At 43.6% G+C, this 25,701-nt stretch carries 17 protein-coding genes; 7 read left to right on the top strand and 10 right to left on the bottom strand.

Annotation, left to right across the window (positions count from 1 at the left end):
• Positions 1-341: 341 nt before the first annotated feature.
• The 6 genes from JMX97_RS02255 to JMX97_RS02230 form a co-directional block, all read right to left on the bottom strand.
• Positions 342-1,574 (bottom strand): ABC transporter substrate-binding protein, encoded by a 1,233-nt coding sequence (locus JMX97_RS02255; protein WP_201554805.1) that lies wholly within the window; start codon positions 1,572-1,574, stop codon positions 342-344.
• Between the two features lie 74 nt (positions 1,575-1,648).
• Positions 1,649-3,601 (bottom strand): AMP-dependent synthetase/ligase, encoded by a 1,953-nt coding sequence (locus JMX97_RS02250; protein WP_201554803.1) that lies wholly within the window; start codon positions 3,599-3,601, stop codon positions 1,649-1,651.
• A 5-nt stretch (positions 3,602-3,606) separates the two neighbouring features.
• Positions 3,607-4,401, bottom strand: coding sequence for an ABC transporter ATP-binding protein (locus tag JMX97_RS02245; RefSeq protein ID WP_201554942.1), 795 nt, complete (start codon positions 4,399-4,401; stop codon positions 3,607-3,609).
• Positions 4,402-4,448: 47 nt separating this feature from the next.
• Positions 4,449-5,216 (bottom strand): ABC transporter ATP-binding protein, encoded by a 768-nt coding sequence (locus JMX97_RS02240; RefSeq protein ID WP_201554801.1) that lies wholly within the window; start codon positions 5,214-5,216, stop codon positions 4,449-4,451.
• On the bottom strand, positions 5,213-6,310 hold the full coding sequence (locus tag JMX97_RS02235) for a branched-chain amino acid ABC transporter permease (protein ID WP_201554799.1): 1,098 nt from the start codon (positions 6,308-6,310) through the stop codon (positions 5,213-5,215). The genes JMX97_RS02240 and JMX97_RS02235 overlap by 4 nt, the downstream gene beginning before the upstream one ends.
• Positions 6,311-6,370: 60 nt before the next feature.
• Positions 6,371-7,249, bottom strand: coding sequence for a branched-chain amino acid ABC transporter permease (locus JMX97_RS02230; RefSeq protein WP_201554797.1), 879 nt, complete (start codon positions 7,247-7,249; stop codon positions 6,371-6,373).
• Positions 7,250-7,788: 539 nt separating this feature from the next.
• Between JMX97_RS02230 and JMX97_RS02225 the strand changes: the two genes are divergently transcribed.
• On the top strand, positions 7,789-9,075 hold the full coding sequence (locus tag JMX97_RS02225) for an NAD(P)/FAD-dependent oxidoreductase (RefSeq protein WP_227671411.1): 1,287 nt from the start codon (positions 7,789-7,791) through the stop codon (positions 9,073-9,075).
• Between the two features lie 227 nt (positions 9,076-9,302).
• The gene (locus JMX97_RS02220; RefSeq protein WP_201554795.1) at positions 9,303-10,274 is read left to right on the top strand and encodes a pirin family protein; all 972 of its coding nucleotides are present in this window, start codon (positions 9,303-9,305) and stop codon (positions 10,272-10,274) included.
• A 117-nt stretch (positions 10,275-10,391) separates the two neighbouring features.
• On the opposite strand, the gene JMX97_RS02215 is transcribed toward JMX97_RS02220, so the two are convergent.
• On the bottom strand, positions 10,392-11,495 hold the full coding sequence (locus JMX97_RS02215) for an alkene reductase (protein WP_201554794.1): 1,104 nt from the start codon (positions 11,493-11,495) through the stop codon (positions 10,392-10,394).
• Positions 11,496-12,367: 872 nt separating this feature from the next.
• On the opposite strand from JMX97_RS02215, the gene JMX97_RS02210 reads away from it, so the two are divergent.
• Positions 12,368-13,372 carry a lipoate--protein ligase gene (locus tag JMX97_RS02210; RefSeq protein ID WP_201554793.1) on the top strand — a complete coding sequence of 335 codons (1,005 nt, stop codon included), beginning with the start codon at positions 12,368-12,370 and terminating at the stop codon, positions 13,370-13,372.
• A gap of 93 nt (positions 13,373-13,465) precedes the next feature.
• Positions 13,466-13,882: a VOC family protein gene (locus JMX97_RS02205; RefSeq protein ID WP_201554787.1), complete on the top strand. Its 417-nt coding sequence runs from the start codon at positions 13,466-13,468 to the stop codon at positions 13,880-13,882.
• Between the two features lie 203 nt (positions 13,883-14,085).
• Here JMX97_RS02205 and JMX97_RS02200 read toward each other — a convergent pair whose 3' ends face one another.
• A complete protein-coding gene (locus tag JMX97_RS02200) occupies positions 14,086-16,179 on the bottom strand; it encodes an NADPH-dependent 2,4-dienoyl-CoA reductase (RefSeq protein ID WP_201554941.1) in 2,094 nt (697 codons plus the stop codon).
• Between the two features lie 589 nt (positions 16,180-16,768).
• Between JMX97_RS02200 and JMX97_RS02195 the strand changes: the two genes are divergently transcribed.
• Together JMX97_RS02195 and pgsA are read left to right on the top strand one after the other, a co-directional pair.
• A complete protein-coding gene (locus tag JMX97_RS02195) occupies positions 16,769-18,433 on the top strand; it encodes an AMP-binding protein (RefSeq protein WP_201554778.1) in 1,665 nt (554 codons plus the stop codon).
• Positions 18,434-19,053: 620 nt separating this feature from the next.
• Positions 19,054-19,716: a CDP-diacylglycerol--glycerol-3-phosphate 3-phosphatidyltransferase gene (gene pgsA / locus JMX97_RS02190; protein ID WP_201554776.1), complete on the top strand. Its 663-nt coding sequence runs from the start codon at positions 19,054-19,056 to the stop codon at positions 19,714-19,716.
• Positions 19,717-19,916: 200 nt separating this feature from the next.
• On the opposite strand, the gene JMX97_RS02185 is transcribed toward pgsA, so the two are convergent.
• Together JMX97_RS02185 and JMX97_RS02180 are read right to left on the bottom strand one after the other, a co-directional pair.
• Entirely contained in the window at positions 19,917-20,411 is a 495-nt protein-coding gene (locus JMX97_RS02185; RefSeq protein ID WP_201554774.1) for a pyridoxamine 5'-phosphate oxidase family protein, read from the bottom strand.
• Positions 20,412-20,698: 287 nt separating this feature from the next.
• Entirely contained in the window at positions 20,699-21,193 is a 495-nt protein-coding gene (locus JMX97_RS02180) for a pyridoxamine 5'-phosphate oxidase family protein (RefSeq protein ID WP_201554765.1), read from the bottom strand.
• Positions 21,194-21,578: 385 nt separating this feature from the next.
• Here JMX97_RS02180 and purL point away from each other — a divergent pair, with 385 nt between their 5' ends.
• Entirely contained in the window at positions 21,579-25,619 is a 4,041-nt protein-coding gene (purL, locus tag JMX97_RS02175; RefSeq protein ID WP_201554939.1) for a phosphoribosylformylglycinamidine synthase, read from the top strand.
• Positions 25,620-25,701 lie beyond the last annotated feature (82 nt).

The following is a 25,701-nucleotide window of genomic DNA, read 5'->3' as shown; positions in this document are numbered from 1 at the left end:
GCGGGGTCATCTTCCATAATGTATGACACCTAACAGTAGTTTGACAAATAAGGGGGGCTGTTGCAAGACATCAACGGCCAATTGCAACAATATCACTGTACATGTGTATACTTAAAAAACTGGGGAGGTTTTCTATAGATAATGAATAATTTTTTTATTCTTATTATTAAGTATAGGGTATAGACAGTTTTGATATATAAATAAATATAAAATCATATTAGTTGGAGTATAGAGTCAGGCCACCGCAAAACTTAGAAGTTATAACGCTTGCAGGCCATACTTGTGTATGGCCTGCAATTGGCTTGCTGCTATCAAAATTTCACTAAATGGATAGTACGTACTTACTTCAGCTGTGTGACGGTTTTCCATGCTCCATTTTGTACTTGTGACAAGTAGACGTCGTTAATTGCGACATGGGTCTCAGGAGTAATAGCGACAGTAGATCCTGTGACTCCATCAACGAAGCTGACTGTCTCTAGACCGGTATTAAAGGTGTCGGCATTTAAATCAGAGCCTGCAGCTTCGAGTCCATCGACGGTAATTCTTGCGGCAAGATAACCAATGATAGCGCCTGCTGATACGTCTTCGCCAGTGGCTTTTTTGAACTTCTCAACGAAAGCTTTAGTCTCAGGTTCATCTGCTCTTAGTGCTAAATCATTATAGTACGAAACAGCATATAGACCTTCACTTGCGCCGCCTGGTGCCGCAGCAACTGCTGGATGAAAACCGGTTGCAGGGGCAATAAATTTCACATCATCCCAGCCCATTGCGTTTGCCGTACCCACTGCAGTGATAGCGCCTCGTATGGTTAAAGATAACGCGATTAGATCGCAATCAGCGTCTTTTAGTTTGGCGATCGCACCTGAAAAGTCCGTTTCATCAGGACGATGTGAGCTGGCCTGAACTAAAGTAACATTAGGATTACTATCGCTGATGTCCTTAACCGCTTCATTCGTCTCTTCACCATAGTCTGAAGGGATATACATGACACATAAATTGCTAATATCATGTTGGGCAATTAGATATTCTATACCTAACTTCATTGAGTCGTAATAAGTACTAGCAATAGTATAACGACGATTCAGAGGACCTTCTTCTTGCATGGGTCGCGCAAAAGTGATCGGCATGACACTAGGTACATTAGCGCGATCCATAATAGGGAAGCTGGCTAAGTTATGCGGTGTACCTAACGACATTAACATAGCAAATATTTTATCACGGCTAACCAGCTTATTAGCGGACTGTACTGCCTTTGGTACTTGATAAGAATGGTCTTCGACGATGTAGCGAATCATTCGGCCGTTAACGCCGCCTGCAGCATTCACCTCATCAAAGTACATATTGGCTGCAGCTACCGCAGGATTACCAAATCCAGCAAACGGACCAGATAAATCATTCGCACCACCAAGGACAATTTCAGTATCAGTAACGCCTTGTACTGGTATATCACTAGTAGAAGCTGCCGTCTCAGTGTCAGCACCAGTCGCTGCTGTGGTTTCTGGATCGCTACACCCAACTAACCCCATCGTACCGACCGTTAGTGCCATTAGCGTAGTCTTGAATGTCCATTTCATTGCCTTTCTCCTTGCGACTAGGTCGCTATCAGTTGGATGTTACGGTAAATTTGATAGAACTACTCTGTGCTAAATCAGTACATAGAGTCAATTAGCGCATGATGCTTTTTCTCAACCAGGTTCCTTTTTAATTTCATAGTCGCGGTCAGCTCATCATCTTCGGGGCTGAGGAGCACATCGATGAGTCGAAAGCGTTTTATGGTTTCTACTTGAGCTAAGGTCTCATTCGCAGACTGTACGACCTCATCTATCAAAGCGATAACTTCAGGCGCATGACACAACGAGCGAAAATCAGAGAACATCACTTGATTGTCTTGCGCATATTTTTCGACGTTTTCTTGATCTATCATGATAAGGCAAGTCAGGTATTTACGCTTATCGCCAATGACAACCGCGTCTGATATATAAGGCGAAAACTTAAGTTTACTCTCTATGGCTGCTGGAGTGACGTTCTTACCGCCTGCTGTAATAATAATATCTTTGATACGGCCTGTAATGAATATATAGCCTTCTTTTATTTCTCCAACATCGCCTGTATGTAGCCAGCCATCGCGCAAGTCCTCAGCTGTTTTTTCAGGCTTGTTCCAATACCCTCCAAACACATGACCGCCTTTTACCAGTATTTCACCATTGTCAGCGATACGGACTTCGGTATTTGGCAGTGCTTTACCTACGCTGCCGATCATTTGTGCTTCGTGAGTATTTATTGAAATGACGCCCGTACTTTCAGTCATGCCGTAGCCTTCATAGATAGGCACTCCTATTGCATGAAACCAGCGAATAATATCTAATGATATTGGCGCAGCACCAGTGGTGGCACGGCGAATATTAGTCATCCCTATGAGGTCACGAATCTTGCGTAATACCAGTTTGTCCCAAAACTCGTAACGAAGCCGTTGGCCAGTCGTGGGCTTCTTGCCTGCCATTGTCACATCAGCGTAGTCATGACCTGCTTTTAGTGCCTGATCAAATGCCCAGCCATTAAGGGCACTGGCATCGCTGCGCATGTTGCTAATAGAGGCGTACATTTTTTCCCATAATCTAGGAACGGCGGTAAAGGTATCGGGCGATACTTCTTTCATATTCTCAAATACTGTCTCGGTACTCTCAGCAAAGTTGACAATACAGCCTCTATGAATAGGGATGTCCACTGAAATTAAACGCTCTAACACATGGCACAAAGGTAGAAAACATAGCTGCTCATCAGTGGGTAGAATATCGATGACCTCGATGCTAGTCTTCAGCTCAAAAAGCGTGTTGGCATGCGTTAAAATGGCACCTTTTGGATCGCCAGTAGTGCCCGAAGTATAAATAAGCGTGCGTATGTCGTTCGCTGTGCTTTGGTCAATATAGTTGCTAAAACGCTCTAAAGCGTTGTCGGCATCTTGACCAAGCGTATACAGCTCATCTAAGAATATAACCTGATCATCATCTAGACTGCGTAGACCTTTACGCTCAAAGACAATTACTTTTTTGAGAGTAGTCGTCTGCTCACGAATTTCAAGAAATTTGTGTAATTGCTCATCATTTTCAACGATCAAGAATTTAGAATGACTGTCGTTGAGTATATAGGCGAGCTGCTCAGGACTATCTGTAGTATAGACGCCATTGGGTATGCCGCCAACGGCACAGATACCCATATCGCAATAGAGCCACTCTTTATTATCTTCACTCAAGATAGAGACCGTGTCCCCTTTGGTCAGACCAAGCCCAATGAGCGCCATACCAATATCGCAGCCGCGATGATAATAATCTAGCCAGCTATAACTTTGCCAAATACCAAAGGCCTTTTCACGATGGGCGATTTTGTCGCCTCGACTCAAACAAACTTGTCGCCAAAGCTTGCTCAAGGTGTCACACCCTTCTAAGACTTGCGGCGCATGATCGTAGGGTGCATTTTGTATCTCGCGACCATTGTTATAAGAGGGTGCTTCTGTATGAGGCGATGCCTGCACTACAGGGGCTACCCTAGTGACAGTCGTATCAGAAGTAGAAGTATCAGTCGGAACATCCATAGGGTTAGTCATGATTATTATCGCCAAGTCTTTTTGCGTTTCCACCGAGTGGCTGCCGCTGTGTTGTCTTTGGTTTGTCCAAGGTAAAACTCTTTAATATCATCAGAGTGCATCAGTTTGTCTGCTGAGCCTGCCATGACAATACGCCCAGTCTCTAACACATAACCGTAATCCGCTGCTGCGAGAGCAACTCTTGCGTTTTGCTCAACCAGCAGGATCGTCACGCCTTGCTCTTTATTCAACCTGCGAATGATGGCAAATATCTCTTGTACCAGTAGTGGTGACAGCCCAAGAGAAGGCTCATCAAGTAGCATTAGTGAGGGGCGTGACATCAGCCCGCGACCGATAGCTAACATCTGCTGCTGACCACCGGACATCGTACCAGCTGCTTGAGTGCGGCGATCTTTTAGTATTGGAAAGTACTCATATATCATCTCAACATCACGCTGTATCTCAGACTTGTCACGTCGAGTATAAGCGCCCATCGCCAAGTTTTCGGCGACATTCAAGAATGGAAATACCTCTCGGCCTTCTGGCACATGCGACAAGCCTTTTTTGACAAGGCGATCAGGCTCAGTGCCATCGATACGCTCACCGTGGAACCATACTGCGCCTTTGCGAGGATTAATAACACCAGAGATGGTCTTCATTAACGTAGTTTTACCCGCACCATTAGCGCCCAAAATAGCGACAACTTTACCTTCTGGTACCTCTAAACTCACGCCCCTTAACGCCATAACAGGGCCATAAGATGATTCTAAATTTCGCACTTCGAGCAGGTTATTCGTAACTTCAGAGTCGACCAAGCTCATCTCAGTTGCAGGCGCTGCAGGTGACAGTGGTTTCTTAATAGATTGCATCAAACACTCTCCTGCCCAAGATAGGCCTCGATGACTTGCGGATTGGCTTGTACCTCAGCAGCAGTACCTTGAGCCAAAAACTTACCTTCAGCCACTGCCAACACTCGATCTGACACCCGATTCACTAAGCTCATGTCATGCTCTACCATCAAGATAGTCAAGCCTAAGTCTTTTTGCATATCTTCAATCCACCATGCCATCTCAGAAGTTTCTTCTACACTGAGACCTGAGGCTGGCTCATCGAGCAAAATAAGCTTTGGGTTAGCCGCTAACGCTCTGGCAATTTCGACTACTTTTCTAATACCATAAGGCAAGCCTGCAATCAGCTGATCTCGATAAGGGGCTAATTCTAAAAAATCTATAATCTTCTCAACTTGCAGACGATGCTCGCGCTCACTACGGCGCACCTTTGGTAAGAATAGCAAGTCCTGTATCCATGTCGTATTGCGCTGAGAATGACGACCGATAAGCAAGTTTTGTAATACACTAGAGTGATCAAACAGCTCAATGTTCTGAAAAGTACGAGCAATGCCAAGTTTGGCAATATCGTGAGCGGGCACTCGCGTAATATCAGTACCATCAAAAACAATGCGACCATTTAGCGGCTCGTATAAGCGGCTAATTAAGTTAAAAATAGTTGATTTACCAGCACCGTTAGGGCCTACGATAGTAAATATCTCACCTTCTTGTACTTCAAAGCTAATGTTATCAACCGCTTTAACGCCACCAAACGCGATAGATAATGACTCCACTTGTAATAAGCTCATCGCATACGCTCCGTTTTAAGATAAGTTTTGGAGCGGCGGAATAAACCTTTTCGATATAACGGAAACATCCTGAACCAAGTGCGTATTTTTATCCATATTCCATAGATACCACGTGGTTCATAAATGATCATCACGACGATGACCAAAGCAAATAACGCCGTATCAATACCAGGAATACTCGTGATACTAGCGCCAGTACTTTGACCAATGACGTCGCCTAAGATAGCAATAACTTGTGGTAATAAGACCACTACCACAGCGCCAAAAAATGCACCGTGTATGGAGCCTAAACCACCAATGACAATCTGCAGTAGTATGGTTATGGAGATAATAACGGTAAAGCTCTCATAGTTAACAGCTTGCACAAAATGCCCATACATAGCACCGCCAATAGCAGTAATCGCACAGGATAAGCTAAAGGCTAAAGTTTTTGCTTGTGGTACATTGACGCCAAGTGCGCGGGCAGAGACTTCACTATCTCTAATGGCCAAAAAAGAGCGGCCAGTATTACTTCTGAGCAGATTAATATAACCAAAGGTAATCAGCACCACTAGCGCCAAGCATAAGTAATAAAAGGCCTTTGGCGTGATGTAGCGATCGATAGTATAACCAAAGAAATTAATGGGAGAAGCAAAGGTGCCAGAGATGCCGCCGGTAATGGGCTCAGCAACGATAGCAATATCTTCGATGATAATACTAAGCGCCAGCGTAGCAATAGCCAAATAGATACCGCTAGTTCTTAAGATTGGTCTGGCAATCATGGCACCGATGACACCTGTAATTAGCGCACAGGCAATTAAAGCCGGAAAAAAATTCCAGCCTCGGCTCATGAGTGCCAGATGGCTAAAAGCCCCTATAGCCATAAAGGCGGCATGACCTAAACTGACTTGTCCGGTATGACCCGTCAAGAGCATAAGACCAAGTCCTGCTATAGACCAAATTAATATGGCACTAAGCTCACTAATATAATAGTTACTTAGCAACCAAGGCGCCATTAGGAGTAGCAAGAGAAGCACGCCATATTTTATGAGTTGGCGTTTATCATCGAAGACATTGATATCTTGATCGTAGCTGTGTTTAAACTGGGCTTTCATTGACAGTTCTCATCCTTGAAATTGTTTAGAGAAAGCTTGGTCATCCTTGAGTCAAAGCTTCTATACTTTTTTCTGTTTGACCTGAGAAAAAATACCGCCTGGACGTATGATTAACACAATCAACATAACCACATAGGGCGCAATCTGACTAAGACCTAACGGTAGATAACGACCGGCAAAAGGTTCTATCACACCTACTAATAGTCCCCCTACGAGGGCACCAGGTAGAGAGCCTAGACCACCAATTACGGCAGCTGCAAAAGCTTTGATACCGAATAATAAGCCGATGGAGGGTTCAATGGCACCTTTCGCTGCAAATAATATACCGGCAAGTGCAGCAACCACCCCAGACAACGCCCAAACAATACCATTTACTCGTTTAACCGGAATGCCCATATAATAAGCGGCCATCTGGTTTTGGCTGCTTGCTTGCATAGCAATACCAAGTCGAGTATGGGCAAAAAAGAAGTATAAAATAGAGGTCAATGCAATGGTAGATACGATAATAATAAGGTCAACATAAGCAATACTAAGCGAGCCTAATGCCAACATCTTACCCGAAAATGGTGTCTGTAATGAGACTGGGCTATGTCCCCAAATTACACCAGCACCAAAGCGTATTAAAAAGCCGAGCGAGATAGTAAGAATTACCATAGCGAATTGCGGCTGACCAAAAATGCCGCGCAGCACGAATCGATCAAGCAGATAACCGAACACCCCCATAATAATGGAGGCTAAGGTAATACCCAATAGGAAAGGAAGGTTTGCTTCATCGGTGTTGATAAAAGCTATGCCTAAAAAGGCACCGAGCATAAGCATGTCGCCTTGGGCAAAGTTCACTGCCTCAGAGGCTTTGTAAATCAGTACAAAACCTAACGCCAATAGCCCATATATACAACCATTAGCAATACCGCTAATGAGCAGTTGTAGGATATCCATAAATTCCCTTTTGTCTTAGCATTGTCATCCGTGACCCTGTTTAAATCAGCCGTTCGATTGATTGGTTTTTTAGTTAAACCGATTCTAAAAAACATCATTTTCTTTAAGTCAAAGTTATTACAGTGTTAAAAATCAGTAAGATAAAAACACACAATAGTAATATTAACGAACAATCTTGATACTTTTACTCTATACCAACAAATAATCCTTGTCTACACAAAATGTACAGTTATTCACTAATTTTTATAATCTTGTTAATTTGAGGTAGTGTCAATAAAAAGAAACCGAGTGCAGTCTTCAGAGTGAGCTAAGAATAGTACCGTCAACGTGGACAGTGCATTGACTCACAGCGAACTAAAGCTACCCATGTTAATCACTTTAAAACACTTCTATTATTACCATGATATAATTTAGACATTTTATATCACTTATCCAAACCTACTCTATAAGTCATCATCATGAGTCAAACGCCAAATCAAGCTGCACCAGTTAAGTCAGATAGTCAGTCAGTGGACAATCAATCAATAGCCAGGAAGTCCATCAGTAGTCACTTTGACGTCATCGTTATCGGCGCTGGCGCATCAGGGTTATACTGTGCGCTCACTGCTGGTCGCCGTGGTCGCCGCGTGCTGGTACTCGATCATGCCAATAAAGCGGGCAAAAAAATCTTAATGTCAGGCGGCGGTCGCTGTAACTTTACTAATTATTTTGTGGAGCCTGAGCACTTTATTGGGGCCAATCAACATTTCTGTAAGTCAGCGCTGAGCCGTTATCCCAGCTGGGAATTTATTGGGCTGGTTGAGCAACATAAGATTGCCTATCACGAACGTGAACATGGGCAGCTATTCTGCGATGATTCCGCGCAAGATATCCTGTCGATGCTGCTGGATGAATGCGCGGCTACTGGCGTGCAAGTGCGGCTCAATACTCAGGTTGAACAGGTTTGGGTCCCTGAGAATGGTGACCGTAATGCAAACAATGATAGCGCGCGCTTTCAGCTGTTAACGAGTAAGAAACTCAGTAAGAAGGACAAAAAAGACTCGGCAGACGAGATAAAGCCAGCTCAAACGACCTATAGCTGTGAATCGCTGGTGGTCGCCACTGGCGGGCTGTCTATTCCAACGATGGGCGCCAGCGGTCTAGGATATGAGTTGGCACAGCAGTTTGGACATCACTTAAATCCTATAGATGCTAGCCTCGTACCGTTTACTTTTACCGATAAAACAGGTGAGTTGATTCGCGCGTTGGCGGGTATCAGCTTACCAGTCATTGCTAGTAACGCTCGTATCTCGTTCCGACTGTCAATGCTATTTACTCATCGAGGACTGTCTGGTCCTGCGATGCTGCAGCTGTCTAACTATTGGCAAACGGGCGAATATATAAGTATTAACTTACTCCCCGATATCGATATAACTGAGTTGCTACTTGCTCATAAAAAGTCGCATCCGAAGCAGCTCATCCGTACAGTACTGACTGATTATACTAATAATAGCTTACCTAAAAAGCTACTGACCGCACTACAAACTACGCTGTGGGACGATATCAAAAACACTGAGCTTGCTAATATTAAAGATGAACGTCTAGCAGAGCTTGGGGCGACCATTAATGGTTGGCAACTCAAACCCTCTGGCACCGAAGGCTATCGTACCGCTGAGGTTACTCGCGGTGGTGTGAGGACTGATGAAGTCTCGTCCAAAACCATGCAAAGCAACTATCAAGAGGGACTATATTTCATCGGTGAAGTGCTGGATGTGACGGGTTGGCTTGGCGGCTACAACTTCCAATGGGCATGGGCAAGTGGTTTTGTTTGCGGTGAGGTTATTTGATTGCGAGTTTGTATGTCATCTCTATTTTATTTAAGTTTCATTATATATAGCAAGCAGGCAAGCGATTTAAATAATGTTTAATCTTGTGGTTTAGCCGCTTTTTATTTATAGTTAGTATTCTAGTCATTGTGAAATTTAACAACCGTTAATGGCTGAAATATTTAGAATGACTTAACAGTTATTTATTGTCATATTTTTAAAATCGAGCCTATTTTAGGAGGTGATAAATGCGTGCAATCAAACATCTTCATGGCGATAAAGCGCCCCATTGGGTAGGGGATGGTTTTTATGTGAGAACCTTAATTAATCATCTTGAGGCCAATCCTGACTTTAATTACACCCATACGGACCCTTTTTTATTGTTTGACTATGGTGAGCCGACGACATTTGCGCCCAACCCTAATTATGAGTCGCAGCCACATGGTGTCGGGCAGCATCCACACAAAGGCTTTGAAACCGTAACCTTGGCCTATTCAGGTGAAATCAGTCATGCCGACTCAGCAGGCGGACACGGCGTTATCTTGGAAGGTGATGTGCAATGGATGACCGCAGGACGCGGTATCATGCACGAGGAGTTTCACTCAACAGCATTTGGACAACGCGGCGGTGTCTTTAGCATGGTGCAGCTGTGGATTAATCTACCCCGCGCGCACAAACTAGCCGATCCCAAATATCAGACAATCAAACGTGCTGATATGCCTACCGTCGAGTTAACCGCTCATAACAACATCGGCGAGCAAGTGTCCATTGGTAAAGCCGTTATTATCGCTGGTGACTGGCAAGGAACGTCAGGCGCTGCCAGTACGTTTACCTCAGTCAATCTATGGGATATTGAGTTACACGTAGCAGGGTCGACGACCCTACAGATTCCGAACACTCATAACGTGATGCTACTGGTGCAAGAAGGCGAGCTGCTTATTAATGATAGGTGGGTCACTGCTGGACAACTTATCCAATTTGAGGCGCCGATTGGGGGTAATGAGCAAAACTCACCAGCGCAAAATGATGTTACTGATACTATCAAACTCACTTATCTTCCAACGTCTAATGCTCAGTCAACCTCAGCATCGGTCAAGTTATTACTACTAAGCGGTGAACCTATTGGCGAGCCAGTTGTGGGTTACGGACCATTCGTGATGACCACGCAAGAAGAATTAAAGCAGACTTTCCGTGACTATCAAAATGGTAATTTTGGTTAAACGATAAAACCGTGCCAAGTAGACAATAAAAAAAGCCGCCTTACTAAACAATAAGGCGGCTTTTTATTTGCTATAGATTTTGCTATGGGTAAGGCTATTATTTAAAGCATTTACTTATTAAGCTTGGTTCATAAACTGATAATCGGTATAACCTTCAGTGCCACCACCATAAAAACTATCTGGATGCTGCTCATTGAATGGGACGTCTTCACGAATACGCTCAGCCAAATCAGGCGTAGCAATATAGTCACGACCAAACGCCACTGCGTCAACGAAGCCGGCGCTAGTGTTTTTTACAGCTTTCTCTACTGTGTAACCACCAGCTGCGATAATCGTATTATCAAAGGCGGCGCGAATATTTTTACGGAATTCGTCGTTGTACGGCGTACCACCTGCCCAATCAGGCTCAGACAAATGCAGATACATTAAACCACGTTTGTTAATCTGCTCAATCATCCAGATGCTTTCGTCTTCATCGTAGCCCGCTTCAACATTATTGAACGTGCCTAGCGGTGATATACGAACACCAACATGATCAGCATCCCAGGCATCGACACACGCATCGATAACGTCAAGCGTCAAACGTGCACGATTGTCACGACTGCCGCCGTAGTTATCATCGCGCTGATTGGTCTGCTCTACCCAAAATTGATGCAATAGATAACCATGCGCGCCATGAACTTCTACGCCGTCAAAACCAGCTTCTTGTGCGCATTTGGTCGCATGAACGAAGTCTGCAATCACTTGCTTAATCTCATCCAGCGTTGCAGGACGCGGCGGGGTGGCAGCCACTCTGATGGCTTGATTGTCGCTATCACGGAGAGAGGTACGAACACCGACATCGATATCGGAGGCAGAGATGGGCGCTTGTCCATCAGGCTGGACGCTTTTGTGTGCGACCAGGCCGGTATGCCACAATTGTACGACGATCTTGCCGCCTTTGGCATGCACATTGTCCACAATCGTTTTCCAAGCGGTGGTCTGATCTTGGGTATGGATACCTGGTGCGCCTGCATAGCCTTTCGCTTGAAATGAGACTTGCGTCGCCTCGGTAATGATAAGACCTGACCCTGCACGCTGTGAGTAATATTCACTTGCCAATGCTGTAGGAACGTCGCTTGGCTCAACCGCGCGCAAGCGGGTTAATGGTGCCATAACAATACGGTTTTTTAAAGTTTGAGTGCCCATTTTAACGGATTCAAATAAGTTATCGTGTGCCATAATCTGCCCTATTCGTTACTATTATAAAAAGATTGGTTGGTAATAAATCTTGCCTAAAAAATTATAAAAACACAAAAAAATATGCTTTTATCGGTTTCCTTTATAGGGGATAGGGCTGGTTATTCAAGCAGAATTTACAAACATAAACACCGATATAACATGATATCGATATTGATAATACTCATCATTCACGTGCTCTTATCAGTGTGTTAAGAAAGTAAATTTAATAAAAACGATGAAGGATGGATAATGCTAATAATTGAAAAATAACAGTAAGAATTGGCTAAGCGATAAAGTGATTCAAATGACCTAACAGATTACTTAGCAGCGCTTGCCAAGACACAATCCTTGTACGTAAATATTTCCAATTTTCTTAAGGTTTGGTATAGCTGGTTAGAAAGCAGTCGTTATATTAGCAATAGCTAATCCATAATAAATAAATCAACGTGTTACTCCAAATCAAAGCTTAATATTCTTACTTGAAGTACCGAATAACTTCTATGTTTATGCTCAATAATGAGGGTGTGAAAACGGTTTGGTAACTACTAAGTAAGCGCAACTGTTAAACGTCTCAATGACCGTATAAAAATAAGTGGAGGGACTTGATGTTAGATATTATCGGTATCGTGAGTGAAGTGATATGGATAACAAAATATAGGCAATAAAAATCTGGAAATTTTGCCCAGAATTTTATTGCCTTAAGGTTTTCTGGGTTAAAACCTATCGCATATTACCAAAAGCTCCAAACCAAACTGCTCACTAGATAGCAATTGAGTTTTAATCGCGCATCGGTAAGAATGACTGCATCTAATTTATAAAAGCTAGCTTATAAGAACTAATCTATAAAACTCATTCTAAAGAGGAACAAACAAATGAAACTACGCATATTAAAGTCTGAAGTGACTAACCCTTGGTTTAACTTGGCAACTGAGGATTGGATATTCCAAGCGCTTGATGCCGACTCGCATACGCTATTCTTATGGCGTAATGATGAAACTGTGGTGGTTGGGCGCTCGCAAAATCCTTGGGTAGAATGTAAAACCGATAAAATGGAAGAAGACAATGTCTTTCTGGCTCGGCGTCAAAGTGGTGGTGGGGCTGTTTTTCATGATTTAGGCAATACTAACTTTACCTTTTTATCACCCAAAAATGAGTACGATCAGGCAGCTAACTTTGCAATCATCGTAAATGCCCTGAAAAAATTGGGAATAGACGCCGAGCTTTCTGGCCGTAACGACATGCAAGTTGGCGATCGCAAAATATCAGGCAGCGCCTTCAAACATGCTATTGATCGCAGCTTTCATCACGGTACTTTATTAGTGAACGCCGACATGCAAAAGCTTGGTGATTATCTCAACCCGCATCCGCTAAAATTGCAAGCAAAAGGCATCAAGTCTGTGCGCTCGCGTGTCGCTAACTTAGTTGAATTTAATAAAGACATTAATCACGAGATGCTGTCTGAAGCGATTATCGAGGCGTTTTGTGAGTATTATGGACAAACGGTCGAGGTAGAAGAGCTAGATGAAGCCAGTCTCGCAAAGCAGCCTAATCTTAATAAATACTATCAGCAAATGTCGGACTGGGATTGGCGCTTTGGCAAAACTCCTGAATTCTCACATCGTATCGAAACTCGGTTTGATTGGGGCATGATTGATTTACATATGGATGTAAAACAAGCGGTAATTGAACAAGTAGTCATCTTTTCTGATGCATTAAATGTTGAGTTGATTGACCTCTTAAAAGACACGCTGACCGGTATTAAATATAATAAGGATGATATCAAAGCTAAGTTGGATGGTTTAAAAGAAGCTCAACCTGATTTAGAACCGCAAGTTAATGATTTTTGCGGGTGGTTGATCGGCGAGATGGAGAGTTAGATTTTGGGGTTTGTGTGTTATAAGAATTAAATATAACCCACAGTATCTACAATTACTAAATTTTCCGAGAATTATAAATTATAAGGAGCTGTTATGAAATACTTACATGCAATGATTAGAACGAACAAACTAGAGGACACCTTAAACTTCTATTGTGAGCTTATGGGATTAGAGCTTCTTAGGAAGAAGGACTCTGAATCAGGTAGATTTAGCTTGTACTTTTTAGCGACTCATGAGGGTGCTCCGGAGATTGAGGTTACTTATAACTGGGATGAGAAAGAGTATAGCAACGGCGACAATTTTGGTCATTTTGCCTTTAAAGTTGACAATATATATGAGCAATGCGAAATATTTATGGAAGCGGGTGTCGATATATTAAGACCACCTAGAGATGGGTATATGGCTTTCGTTAAAGACCCTAATAATATCTCAATCGAGCTACTGCAAGATGGTGAGCGCTTAGAACCCGTTGAACCATGGGTTTCGATGGAAAATATTGGTTCCTGGTAGGTAAATAACGCTAGGTTAGACTTATCAAGTTCTCGTAGAGAGTAAAGATTAAACTTAACCCACTGCTAGATATCAGAGTCATAGATTTGGTGGGTTACGCTACCGCTAACCCACCCTACAGAAAAGCGAAATACTAAAGTTCCAACTATAAAAAAAGCGGCGAGATAATCTACCTCACCGCCTCTATATCTTAATTCAACCGCTTAAATCCCCGCTGCAACCTCAGCCCCATCACGAATGGCACGTTTGGCATCCAGCTCAGCTGACAGTTTTGCACCACCAATCAAATGATATTGCGCATCAGGTGCATCGCCAACATTTGGCATTAAATCTACGACCGACTCTTGACCAGCACAGACCACCACGCTATCTACTCGTAATAGCTGGCTTTGACCTTGGTTATTAGTTATCCAAATACCTTCATTGGTGATTTTTTCGTACTGTGCGCCCGATACTTGAATAACGCCATGCGACTTAACATGGGCGCGATGTACCCAGCCGGTCGTTTTATTAAGGCTACCACCTAAGCGCCCTTTGGTACGCTGCATCAAATAAACTTGGCGTACGGGCGTAATCCCTTCAGGCTTGATCAAACCACCTTCGCTTTGATAGTCAGTATCACTGGTCACACCCCACTCTTCACGCCATTCGCTAATTGTTTGCGCTTTTGGGCGGTAAGTTGGGTCTTTTAACACTTCAGAGCCCAGCTCATCTAATGCCTGACCATGATTGGCGGTGAGGTATTCACTGACATCGAAGCCAATACCACCAGCGCCGATGACTGCTACCGTATCGCCGACGGCTTTTTCACCGGATAGCAATTCTGCATAGCTCATGACTTGAGGTAGGTCTGCACCTTCCAATTTACCTGCCAGACTTCTGGGTACGACACCAGTTGCGACGATGACATGATGAAACTTGGCGGCCTCTAACAGCGACTTATCCACTTTAGTATTCAGCTTAATTTCAACGCCTAAATGCTCAAGCTCATTAATATAGTAGCGAATGGTTTCAAAGAATTCTTCTTTACCAGGGATGACTTTGGCGTAGTTAAACTGGCCGCCTAAGATATCTTTGGCTTCAAACAAAGTCACTTTATGACCACGTAGCGCTGCCACATGTGCCGCTGACATGCCTGCAACGCCGCCACCAATAACCGCGACTTTTTTGGGCTTTTTAGTCTTCTTGTAAACCAATTCAGTCTCATAACAAGCTTGTGGATTGACCAAACAAGTTGAGCGTTTATTTTCAAAAGTATGATCAAGGCAAGCTTGATTACAAGCAATACAAGTATTAATACGAGCAGCTTCACCATTCTTAGCTTTATTAACCCAGTTTGGATCGGCTAAGAACGGACGGGCCATTTGAATCATGTCTGCCTGACCACTGGCGACAATTTCTTCGGCCGTATCGGGCATATTGATACGGTTGGCTGCCATCATTGGAATACTGATGTGTTTTTTAATCTCAGCGCTAAAGTCCACAAAAGCAGCACGCGGTACACTGGTGACGATAGTCGGTACACGGGCTTCATGCCAGCCAATGCCGGTATTCATAATAGTCACGCCAGCTTCTTCTAACGCTTTAGCGACTGTAATGACTTCATCCATGACGTTGCCGTCTTTGACCAAATCAATCACTGATAAGCGAAATAAGATAATAAAATCTTCGCCAACCGCAGCGCGAACGGCTTTGACCGCATCTACTGCCAGCTTCATACGACCATGAATATCACCGCCATAAATATCTTTACGCTTATTAACGTGGCTTGATAAAAACTGGTTGAGCAAATAACCCTCAGAGCCCATAACCTCGACGCCGTCATAACCTGCTTGCTTAGCAAGGCGTGCGGCACGAGCAAAGTCTTCGACCGTCTGCTCGATATTTTTGATGCTCATTTTGCGCGGTTTAAAGGGGGAGATTGGCGACTTAATCGGGCTTGATGACACCACAAACGGATGATAACCGTAGCGACCACTATGCAAGATTTGCATAATGATTTTGCTGTCGTGTTTATGCACAGCGCGGGTCACGCGTTGATGGTTGATGACATCCATCTTGCTGTTCATGGTACCGCCTGCCGGTAATAGCCAGCCTTCACGGTTGGGCGAGATACCGCCGGTAATCATCATCGCTACGCCGCCTTTGGCACGCTCAGCGAAATACGCGGCAAGCTTGCCATAGTTATAAAAGCGATCCTCAAGTCCGGTATGCATCGAGCCCATAACCACACGGTTCTTTAAGGTAGTAAAGCCTAAATCTAACGGCATGAATAAATGCGGATAGTGCTCAGACATATTCTCTGAGGCATTCGAGGCATCTTGAGTTTCAATACGGTCAGTGTTTTTAGCCGTTGTTTTTTTACTACTTGCTTTTTTTTGGCTAGATTTTGTGGGGCTGGGAGTCTTTTGGCTGGCGGTATCGAGGCGGGCACTCATATCATTATCCTTATGAAACAATGGGAATTATACTGAAAATTATGCTAAAAATAGGGCAATATTTAATAGTCGTTCTATCGTAACACAACGACTTTGTCCTCAGCTACGCACACACACGACTGATGAGTGAATACTATCTTAATCCTTTCTCTTGCTAACTGCTGCAAAATAATTCGTACAGGCGGTTTGCTAGGGTATCGTTTGTACGCCGTAAATATTAAATGTGAGCCACTTATAGTTAATCCACTTTAGAAACGGTACGTTGCTATAAGTAACAACTGCTAAAAAGCTCGCACTTAGACATGATTGCGAGTAACGTACATAGTGGACATTCAAATAAGCAAACACTGCAAAACAGGCTCGCTTCTTACGCGCTATTGTTTATAATAAACGGTCTCATTTTTAGAATGCAGAACGTCATACAAAGACATGATAAAGGACTATCAACATGACTGACTTTCATACGGGTCTCGGCAAGAACGCTGCCAACTATCAACCGCTTACTCCTATTGATTTTATTATTCGCAGCGCTCAGGTTTATCCGCATAAAACTGCCATTATCTATGATGACCTTGAACATAATAATCTGACCCAAACCTGGCAGCAGACTTATACTCGTTGCCAGCAATTGGCGGATGGTCTGCGCAAATTGAATATTGATAAAAACGACACCGTTGCAGTTATGCTCCCCAATACTCCAGCGATGGTCGAGTGCGCATTTGGTATACCGATGTCAGGCGGTGTGCTTTGTACCTTAAATACCCGTCTCGATATCAACGCACTAACTTTTTGCTTACAACACGCAGAAGCAAAAGTCTTAATCTTGGATAGCGAATTTGTGGAACTTGCTGAAATTATTACTGAGACTTTTCCTAATTTAATCCTCATTCATGCTACCGATGATGCTATTGATATTGAACGATTTGGGCAAATGAGTTATGAGGAATTAATTGCCAGCTCAGACCGTTTGGACAATTGGGAGAAACCAGCAGACGAGTGGGAAGCCATTGCGCTCAACTACACCTCAGGCACGACGGGTACGCCAAAAGGCGTGGTCTATCATCATCGTGGCGCCACATTAAATGCCCTCTCCAATATCTTAGATTGGGACATGCCCAAGCATCCTATGTATCTATGGACGCTGCCGTTATTCCATTGTAATGGGTGGTGCTTTCCATGGACTATCGCAGAGCGCGCTGGCGTGAATGTCTGTTTGCGTAAAATTGATGCCGATTTAATTCTACAGCTGATTGCTAAGTATCAAGTGAGCCATTATTGCTCAGCGCCTATCGTTCACAATATGATTGCTAGCGGTAAACCAGAGTATAAAGCTAAGATTACTCACAAGGTTAAAGGCTGGGTTGCGGGCGCGCCGCCATCTGAGACTATGTTGACCCAGATGGAAGAGATGGGCTTTGATATCACCCATACTTACGGCCTTACCGAAGTATATGGACCTGTGACTATCTGCGCTGAGCAAGAAGAATGGGATGAGCTAGGCGTTGCTGGACGTGCGCAAAAGAAATCGCGCCAAGGTGTCACCTCGCATTTAATGACCGGTTTTGAGGTCTTTAAACAAGGTACCACTGAGCCGGTAAAATCAGATGGTGAAGAGATGGGTGAGCTGGCCCTGCGCGGTAATATGGTGATGAAAGGCTATCTAAAAAGCCGCAAAGCTACCGAAGCGGCGTTTGTTGATGGCTGGTTCCGCACCGGTGATTTGGGTGTTAAGTACCCCGATGGTTATATCAAAATCATGGATAGGCTTAAAGACGTTATCATCTCCGGTGGCGAGAATATCTCCAGCATTGAAGTCGAAAATATCCTATATAAGTTACCGGCGATTCAAAGTTGCGCGGTGGTTGCCGCGCCAAATGATAAATGGGGCGAGGTACCGATTGCCTTTATTGAGATTTATGAGGGCAGTACCTTACAGCGCGATACAGTTATTGAGCATTGCCAGCAGCATTTGCCAAGCTTTAAAGTGCCCAAACATATTATCTTTACCGAAATTCCAAAAACCAGTACCGGAAAAGTGCAGAAGTTTGAGCTGCGGCAAGCGGCCAAGTCATTAGCGCATGAAACCTCTAAAGTGACGCAAACACCGAAGTAAGCGGAATTTAAAGACAAAAAAAGACCCACAAAGGAGATATTGTGGGCTGAGGAAAGCTGATTATGTAGCTGACTACCAATGCAGCGGTTGTTACTTATTATTATTAATCTTTCTTTACTGATGTTTATGAGACTTATTATTTGTAAAGCTAAATAGTTATAAAGACAAGGACAGTAATTGGTAAATGAAATCTTTCTTACTTCTACTTATGAATTTCAGTGTACAACTGTGTCCTTCCTATGTTCATCATAGCGGAAGTTATACTGGTTGCGCTAGCTTGGTTACATGACATTACGATTATGTGGGTTGTACTACATTGTCACATTTTTAAAATTTAGTGCAGAGGTTCTTGAAATAGGATAATTTTTTCTTCTAGATACTGATTTAGATAGCTAGTAGAAAACGATTAAAATAAATATTATTTTTAATGATATGGTTTTAAATGACAGGCACATTTTTGAAAGCAAGCATAGTTTTGAAGGGCTGGCATGGTTCCAAAAGGTATAGGTGTTCTATAACATTTCTTTGCTATCAATGAGCATACACAGAGCGCATGACGAGAGACGTGAAAAATGCTAAGCTAGCGGCCATTCTTACGTTTACACTAAACTAGGTTTGCCATGACCGAGAGCACACACTTGCAAGCACAGAATACGAAAAGTATTTTTAATTTGCCTAATAACCTAACTATCGCGCGCATCTTAATGATTCCGCTGTTTGTCGCGATTGCTTATTGGCCGCCGGCAATGGGTATTGGGATGCCTGCGATTTCGGATAACGTTATCGCACGGGTAGGGATGAGCGAATTTAGCGATAGCCTACTGCGACATTTATTGTTGACCGCAGTGTTTGTTATTGCGGCGATTACCGATTGGCTTGATGGTTATTTTGCCCGCAAGCTTAATGTGGTATCCGCTTTTGGACGGTTCTTAGATCCAGTCGCTGATAAGCTTATGGTAGCCGCGGCGCTGATTATTTTGGTGCAGTGGCATCCCAATATTATTATGGCGATTGCCGCGATTGTAATTATCTCACGTGAGATTGCAGTTTCTGCGTTACGTGAATGGATGGCAGAGCTGGGCAAAAGCACTAGTGTGGCCGTCTCTTATGTGGGTAAGCTTAAGACCACTTTTCAAATGGTTGCTATCACTGTGCTACTGTTGAACTGGGAGTCGCTTGAGATGATTGGCTATATCTTAATGGTAGCAGCAGTCATCTTAACCTTATGGTCGATGTTCATTTACCTTAAAGCAGCGTGGCCTTATTTAAAGCAAAGTGGCTAGTTTTAGAAGGTTAAGAGTAAAATTTTATTGAAAAAAAACGCCAGTAAGCTCATCGCTACTGGCGTTTTTTATGGAAATTTAATTTATAGTTAAGATATTACTCTCTCTATCATCAAATGCTATTATTGCGCATTGCTATCAAATTCTATCAAAATTTTTATTATGAAACTCTATTCTAAAACGCGATTTCCAAATTGAAGTTATAGCGTTATCGAGAAGTTCTCACCTAAGCTTTTCTCAATAGCACTGTCTGTTACCGCAGCGGCAGTAATTTTGAACACATTAGCAAACGAGTTGCCGTTAGCCCAATATTCTGCACCGTGGGGTACTACTTTTATCAACTGAACTTCTGGATCTTCTTTACCATGCTCAAAATAAGCATTGTAGATAGTTGACCATAATTCATCGAGCTTTTCTTTGTCTTCGACCAGTTCTGCTTTGCCGGTTATAGACAAGTAGTCTTTATCATCTTGAGTGGTGTAAGCAAGGTTTACTTGTGGGTGCTTCTTAATGTTTTCTACGGTTTCAGAAGGTTTATGACCAATGAACCAAATCTCTTTTGCCCCAATGCTGGTTTCAGTGGTATTCATCGGACAAGAATGCAGATGATCCTCGCTAGTTCGGGTAGTCAACATAGTGTATTTGACGTCTTTGACTAGAGCTTGGATTTTATCCATTTGTTCTTGCTTACTCATAATATTCATCCTTGTGGTCTAAAGTATTTATGGTTTGAGAATAACTGGTTTGTTGACTATAAACTGACTTTATAATGAACAAGTTGTATTGTACGCTCAATCATAATCAGCTATTAATATAGCGAGATAAGCCGATATAACAATAGAGGTAGTCTGTAATACGCTGTGAAAGTTTGTAAGCTCACCTTTATCGAACTTACACCTAAAATCTAGCTCATAAAAAACGCCAATAAGAAATACTCTTACTGACGCTTCAGATTAATATCTCATAGGGTCACTTCATAATACTATAGAGAGATATTGAACTGCTCGCCTACATCTTCAGCCGTCTTACCGTCTTGCATGGCAGCAGAAGCCATCTTGAACATATTTATCGTAGAGCTACCGCTAATCCAGCACTCAACTCCATGAGGTACGACTTTAATTAATTGAACATTTTCATCTTCTTTACCGTGTTCAAAAAAAGCACTAGCAATGGGTGACCACAGCTCATCTAGTTTGTCTTTGTCATCTGACAAATCTGCATTACCACTCACAGAAACATAGTTCTTAGCATCTTGGGTTGCATAAGACAGACCTACTCTTGGGTTATCTTGAATATCTTTAACGACGTCTGAGGTTTTGTCACCAATGAACCAGATTTCTTTAGCACCGATGCTAGTTTCAGTAGTAGTCATTGGCCAAGCATGTAGATCACCTTTCTTATTTATAGTGGTCATCATGGCAAATTTAACGTCTTTGATAACTTCTTGGATTTTGTCAATTTTTTCTTGCTTACTCATAATATGTCCTTATTGAGTTGAATTGCTTTTGATGTGCGTTTTTTAATAGTGTTTTTGTTTATTAACGTTATATAGAATAACGACAGATACCCATGCAGTTATATAGGCTGCCAGTAATAGGATGTGAGCGTTTGTAAGGACTACAACAGTTGAGTAAAAAGCATATTCATTGATGTATGACCTACTTTAATAAAATCAAAATTTAAGAAAAATAGAATATAAAAGTATTGATTGAACCTCTTTGCTCTATCTGATTACTACTAACTAAGATGAATTTATCGCGCTTTGACCCTGCTTATTTCAGGTCTTCTTGTTATAATACCTCGACCTTTTACTTTGTATGGCAGTGATGCCTATCTTTGCCCATCCTATGGAATATGCCTTTATGATGACCATCGCCGGACAACCGTTCTTAACCGACTTTCAGACGCAGCAACTCATCAGTCAGTTTCAGCAAAAAACCGAGCTAAATGTTACCCAGATCAGCACTCAGCAAGTCTATGTGCTATCACGGGAATTGGACGGTGATGAGCATAAAAAGGCATTAGATTTGCTTGGTGTTAATAAAGGGGCTAATGGCAATATTGAAATTACTGCGCCAGAAGACAACCAATTACAAGTGATTGTTGGTCCACGCTTCGGTACGATATCGCCATGGGCAAGTAAAGCGACTGATATTTTTAACAACTGTGAAATTGAGATCAATCGCGTTGAGCGGGTCATTGTTTATACCTTAACACTGGCAGCTACTTCGCTTAATAGTGGGTCTGATAAAACTTTGCCGAAAGTCGCCGAGCAGTTATTGTTTGACCGTATGACCCAAAGCTTGGTTTATGACTTAGCAGAGACCAGTAAATTATTTGATGATCAGCAGCCAGCATCATTGAATCATATCGACGTGATAGGGGAAGGGCGCGAAGCATTAGAATCAGCCAATACAGAATTCGGTTTTGCATTATCTAGCGAAGATATCGACTATTTAATGAATGCCTATGTCGATGAGCTAAAACGCAATCCAACTGACGTTGAGCTAATGATGTTTGCGCAGGCCAACTCTGAGCATTGCCGTCATAAAATCTTTAACGCTGAATGGACGATTGATGGCGAAGTCCAAGCTAAATCGTTATTTCAAATGATTAAGAACACCTATCAATCTAATCCACAAGGGATTTTGTCTGCTTATAAAGACAACGCGGCAGTGATGGCAGGGTCTGAAGGCTGGCGCTTTTATCCAGTACCTGTTTCTAATACTGATGATGCCAACAACGAACAATCAGCGCATCCCTATGGCTTTCATCAAGAAGAAATCGATATCTTAATGAAAGTCGAAACTCATAATCACCCAACCGCGATTGCTCCTTATGCTGGTGCAGCAACGGGTGCTGGCGGTGAGATTCGTGATGAAGGCGCGACCGGACGTGGTGGTAAGCCAAAAGCGGGCTTGACTGGCTTTCATGTCTCGCATCTCCATATTCCTGAGCTAGCAGAAAAGTGGGAGCAGTCCGGGACGGTCAGTACAAAAGACTATGGTACGCCGGATCGTATGGCAACCAGCCTTGAGATTATGACGGAGGCTCCTTTAGGTAGTGCCAACTTCTCTAATGAGTTTGGTCGTCCAAACCTTTGCGGTTATTTCCGTAGCTTCCAGATTGACACCTCAGCGGCAAAAGATGGCAGCCAAATGCGCGGCTATCATAAGCCGATTATGCTGGCTGGCGGTTATGGCAATATCAAACGCAACTTAATTGAAAAAAATAGCATTCAGCAAGGTGATTTATTAATCGTTCTTGGTGGCCCAGCGATGCAAATTGGTTTGGGTGGCGGTGCGGCATCTTCGGTTGATAGCGGTTCATTAGATGAAGGCTTGGACTTTGCCTCAGTTCAACGTGATAACGCTGAAATGGAACGTCGTTGCCAAGAAGTGATGGATCGCTGCTGGGCGCTAGCCGGTAATGATGTCGATGTTAGTAATGGCGGCAAAGATGGTAATCCAATCGTTTCTCTTCATGATGTGGGCGCAGGCGGCTTATCAAATGCTATGCCAGAATTGGTCAATGACCATGAAATGGGCGCGCATCTAAACTTGCGTAAGATTCCGTCGTTAGAAGCTGGTATGTCACCAATGGCAATTTGGTCGAATGAAGCGCAAGAGCGTTATGTATTGGCAATTCACCCTGAAAGCGAAGCCCAGTTCGATGCGATTTGTGCGCGTGAGCGCTGCCCATACGCCATCTTAGGCACGGCAACTGATGTCCGTCAGCTGATCGTTGATGATGAATTATTAGCGGAACAGCCAGTCGATATGCCGATGCAAGTATTGCTTGGTGGCACGCCGCAGATGAAGCGTAGCTTTAGCCGTCAAGAGACAACTTTGCCAGCATTAGAGCTGGATGACGTTAATTTAGCCGAATCTATCACTGACGTCTTACGTCATCCTACCGTCGCTAGCAAGTCATTCTTAATCAGTATTGGTGACCGTTCTATCTCTGGCATGGTGGTGCGCGATCAGTATGTCGGTCGCTATCAAGTACCTGTAGCTGACTGTGCAGTAACCGCTTCAGGACTGCTGAATCTTGATGGGCAACCAATGAGCGGTGAAGCCATGAGTGTCGGTGAACGTACGCCGGTCGCCTTGATTAGCCCAACTGCTTCTGCGCGCATGGCAGTCGGTGAAGCCATTACTAACATTGCTGGTGCTCGCATTGCGCAGTTATCAGATATCACCATGTCGGCAAACTGGATGGCTGCTTGTGGTGACGATGCGGAAGATGAAGCATTATTTGATGCCGTGCATGCGATTGGCGAAGAGCTTTGCCCTGCGCTAGGTATTGCTATTCCAGTCGGTAAAGACTCGCTATCTATGCGTGCCAATTGGACGGATAACGATGCAGAAGCAGGTACACAAGACAAGTCAGTAGTCTCGCCAATGAGCTTGGTGATTACTGCTTTTGCTCCAGTTGTCGACGTGGCCCAAACCCTAACTCCTGAACTAATTAACGGCGATAGCGCGTTTTACCGTATTGACTTATCTAAAGGTAAATTACGTTTAGGTGGTTCTATCCTCGCGCAAACCCTTAGCCAATTGGGTAATGACTGCCCAGATTTAGCCCAGCCTAGCGACTTGGTCGATTTCTTTAACTTTATCCAAGCGGGTAACGCGCAAGACGTTATCAGTGCCTATCACGATATCGGTGATGGTGGCTTATTGGCAACTATCGCTGAGATGCAATTTACCAGTCGCCAAGGTATCAAGCTGTCATTGACCGATGATAACTTATTGGGTCAACTGTTCAGTGAAGAGCTAGGCGCGGTCATTCAAGTCATGCCGGAAGACGTGCCAGCATTGATGCAATTGGCAGAAGAATTTAACGTCAGTGATATGCTGAGCTTAGTTGGTCAAAGCTCTGAAGAAGAAAGTTTACTTATCCAAACCCCAACGCTAATGGGCGATAAAACCCTAAGCTTTAGCCGTGGTAAGTTACAACAAGAGTGGAGTCAGGTCAGCTATCAAATCGCTCGTCGCCGTGATAATCCTGCTTGCGTGCAACAAGAATATGACTTGATTACCGATAGCAGCTATCAAGGTCTTATTGCCACGCCAAACTTTGATTTGAGCCAAGCGATTGAAGCCCCTTACCTTAATAGCCGTGCCAATAAACCAAAAGTCGCTATCTTACGGGAGCAAGGCGTTAATGGTCAGTTAGAAATGGCAGCAGGCTTTACCCAAGCAGGCTTTGAAGCAGTAGACGTGCACATGAGCGACTTGCTAAAAGGCCGTATTAATCTACGCGATTTTGAAGGTTTAGTGACTTGTGGCGGCTTTAGCTACGGTGACGTATTGGGCGCAGGCTCGGGCTGGGCAAACTCTATCTTATTCCATGACGACTTGCGCATGCAGTTTGTCCGCTTCTTTGCTCGTCCAGAAACCTTTACCCTTGGCGTCTGTAACGGTTGTCAAATGATGGCACAATTAAAAGACTTAATCCCTGGAGCTGAGAACTTCCCACGCTTTATCGCGAATAAATCGGCTCGCTTTGAAGCGCGTACGGTCAACGTAAAAGTTGAGCGCACCAAGTCAATATTATTCAAAGGCATGCAAGACAGTATCTTACCGATTGCGGTTGCCCACGGCGAAGGCTTTGCCACACTTAATGCTACAGAAATCGACGGTATGGCCAAACACGGCCAACTAGCTATGCGTTATGTAGACAGCCAAGGTCAGCCAACTGAGACGTATCCTCTCAATCCAAACGGTTCGGTCGGCGGTGTCACGGGTCTATGTAGCACCGATGGTCGCGTCACGATTATGATGCCGCATCCTGAGCGTACGCTACGTGCGTACAATCATAGCTGGAAACCGGCTGTCTGGGACGAAGACGGCGCTTGGATGCGGATGTTCCGTAATGCGCGGGCTTGGGTTCGTTAGAAAGTAATTGTTTTAGATAATAAAAAGGTGGGCTTCGGCTCACCTTTTTTGTGTTTGAATTTTGAGTATTTTTTAAAAGTAG

Origin of the sequence: Psychrobacter sp. 72-O-c, from assembly GCF_904846605.1 — a bacterium.
In the GTDB taxonomy this organism is placed as follows: Bacteria; Pseudomonadota; Gammaproteobacteria; order Pseudomonadales; family Moraxellaceae; genus Psychrobacter.
This window is presented reverse-complemented; position numbering and strand designations above follow the sequence as displayed.

Bases quoted from the DNA above. Each gene is read 5' to 3' on its own strand.
- purL (WP_201554939.1), top strand. From the start codon at position 21,579: ATGATGACCATCGCCGGACAACCGTTCTTAACCGACTTTCAGACGCAG.
- JMX97_RS02250 (WP_201554803.1), bottom strand. From the start codon at position 3,601: ATGACTAACCCTATGGATGTTCCGACTGATACTTCTACTTCTGATACG.
- JMX97_RS02230 (WP_201554797.1), bottom strand. From the start codon at position 7,249: ATGGATATCCTACAACTGCTCATTAGCGGTATTGCTAATGGTTGTATA.
- JMX97_RS02210 (WP_201554793.1), top strand. From the start codon at position 12,368: ATGAAACTACGCATATTAAAGTCTGAAGTGACTAACCCTTGGTTTAAC.
- JMX97_RS02245 (WP_201554942.1), bottom strand. From the start codon at position 4,401: ATGAGCTTGGTCGACTCTGAAGTTACGAATAACCTGCTCGAAGTGCGA.
- JMX97_RS02235 (WP_201554799.1), bottom strand. From the start codon at position 6,310: ATGAAAGCCCAGTTTAAACACAGCTACGATCAAGATATCAATGTCTTC.
- pgsA (WP_201554776.1), top strand. From the start codon at position 19,054: ATGACCGAGAGCACACACTTGCAAGCACAGAATACGAAAAGTATTTTT.
- JMX97_RS02200 (WP_201554941.1), bottom strand. From the start codon at position 16,179: ATGTCTGAGCACTATCCGCATTTATTCATGCCGTTAGATTTAGGCTTT.
- JMX97_RS02205 (WP_201554787.1), top strand. From the start codon at position 13,466: ATGAAATACTTACATGCAATGATTAGAACGAACAAACTAGAGGACACC.
- JMX97_RS02255 (WP_201554805.1), bottom strand. From the start codon at position 1,574: ATGAAATGGACATTCAAGACTACGCTAATGGCACTAACGGTCGGTACG.
- JMX97_RS02220 (WP_201554795.1), top strand. From the start codon at position 9,303: ATGCGTGCAATCAAACATCTTCATGGCGATAAAGCGCCCCATTGGGTA.
- JMX97_RS02180 (WP_201554765.1), bottom strand. From the start codon at position 21,193: ATGAGTAAGCAAGAAAAAATTGACAAAATCCAAGAAGTTATCAAAGAC.
- JMX97_RS02195 (WP_201554778.1), top strand. From the start codon at position 16,769: ATGACTGACTTTCATACGGGTCTCGGCAAGAACGCTGCCAACTATCAA.
- JMX97_RS02215 (WP_201554794.1), bottom strand. From the start codon at position 11,495: ATGGCACACGATAACTTATTTGAATCCGTTAAAATGGGCACTCAAACT.
- JMX97_RS02185 (WP_201554774.1), bottom strand. From the start codon at position 20,411: ATGAGTAAGCAAGAACAAATGGATAAAATCCAAGCTCTAGTCAAAGAC.
- JMX97_RS02240 (WP_201554801.1), bottom strand. From the start codon at position 5,216: ATGAGCTTATTACAAGTGGAGTCATTATCTATCGCGTTTGGTGGCGTT.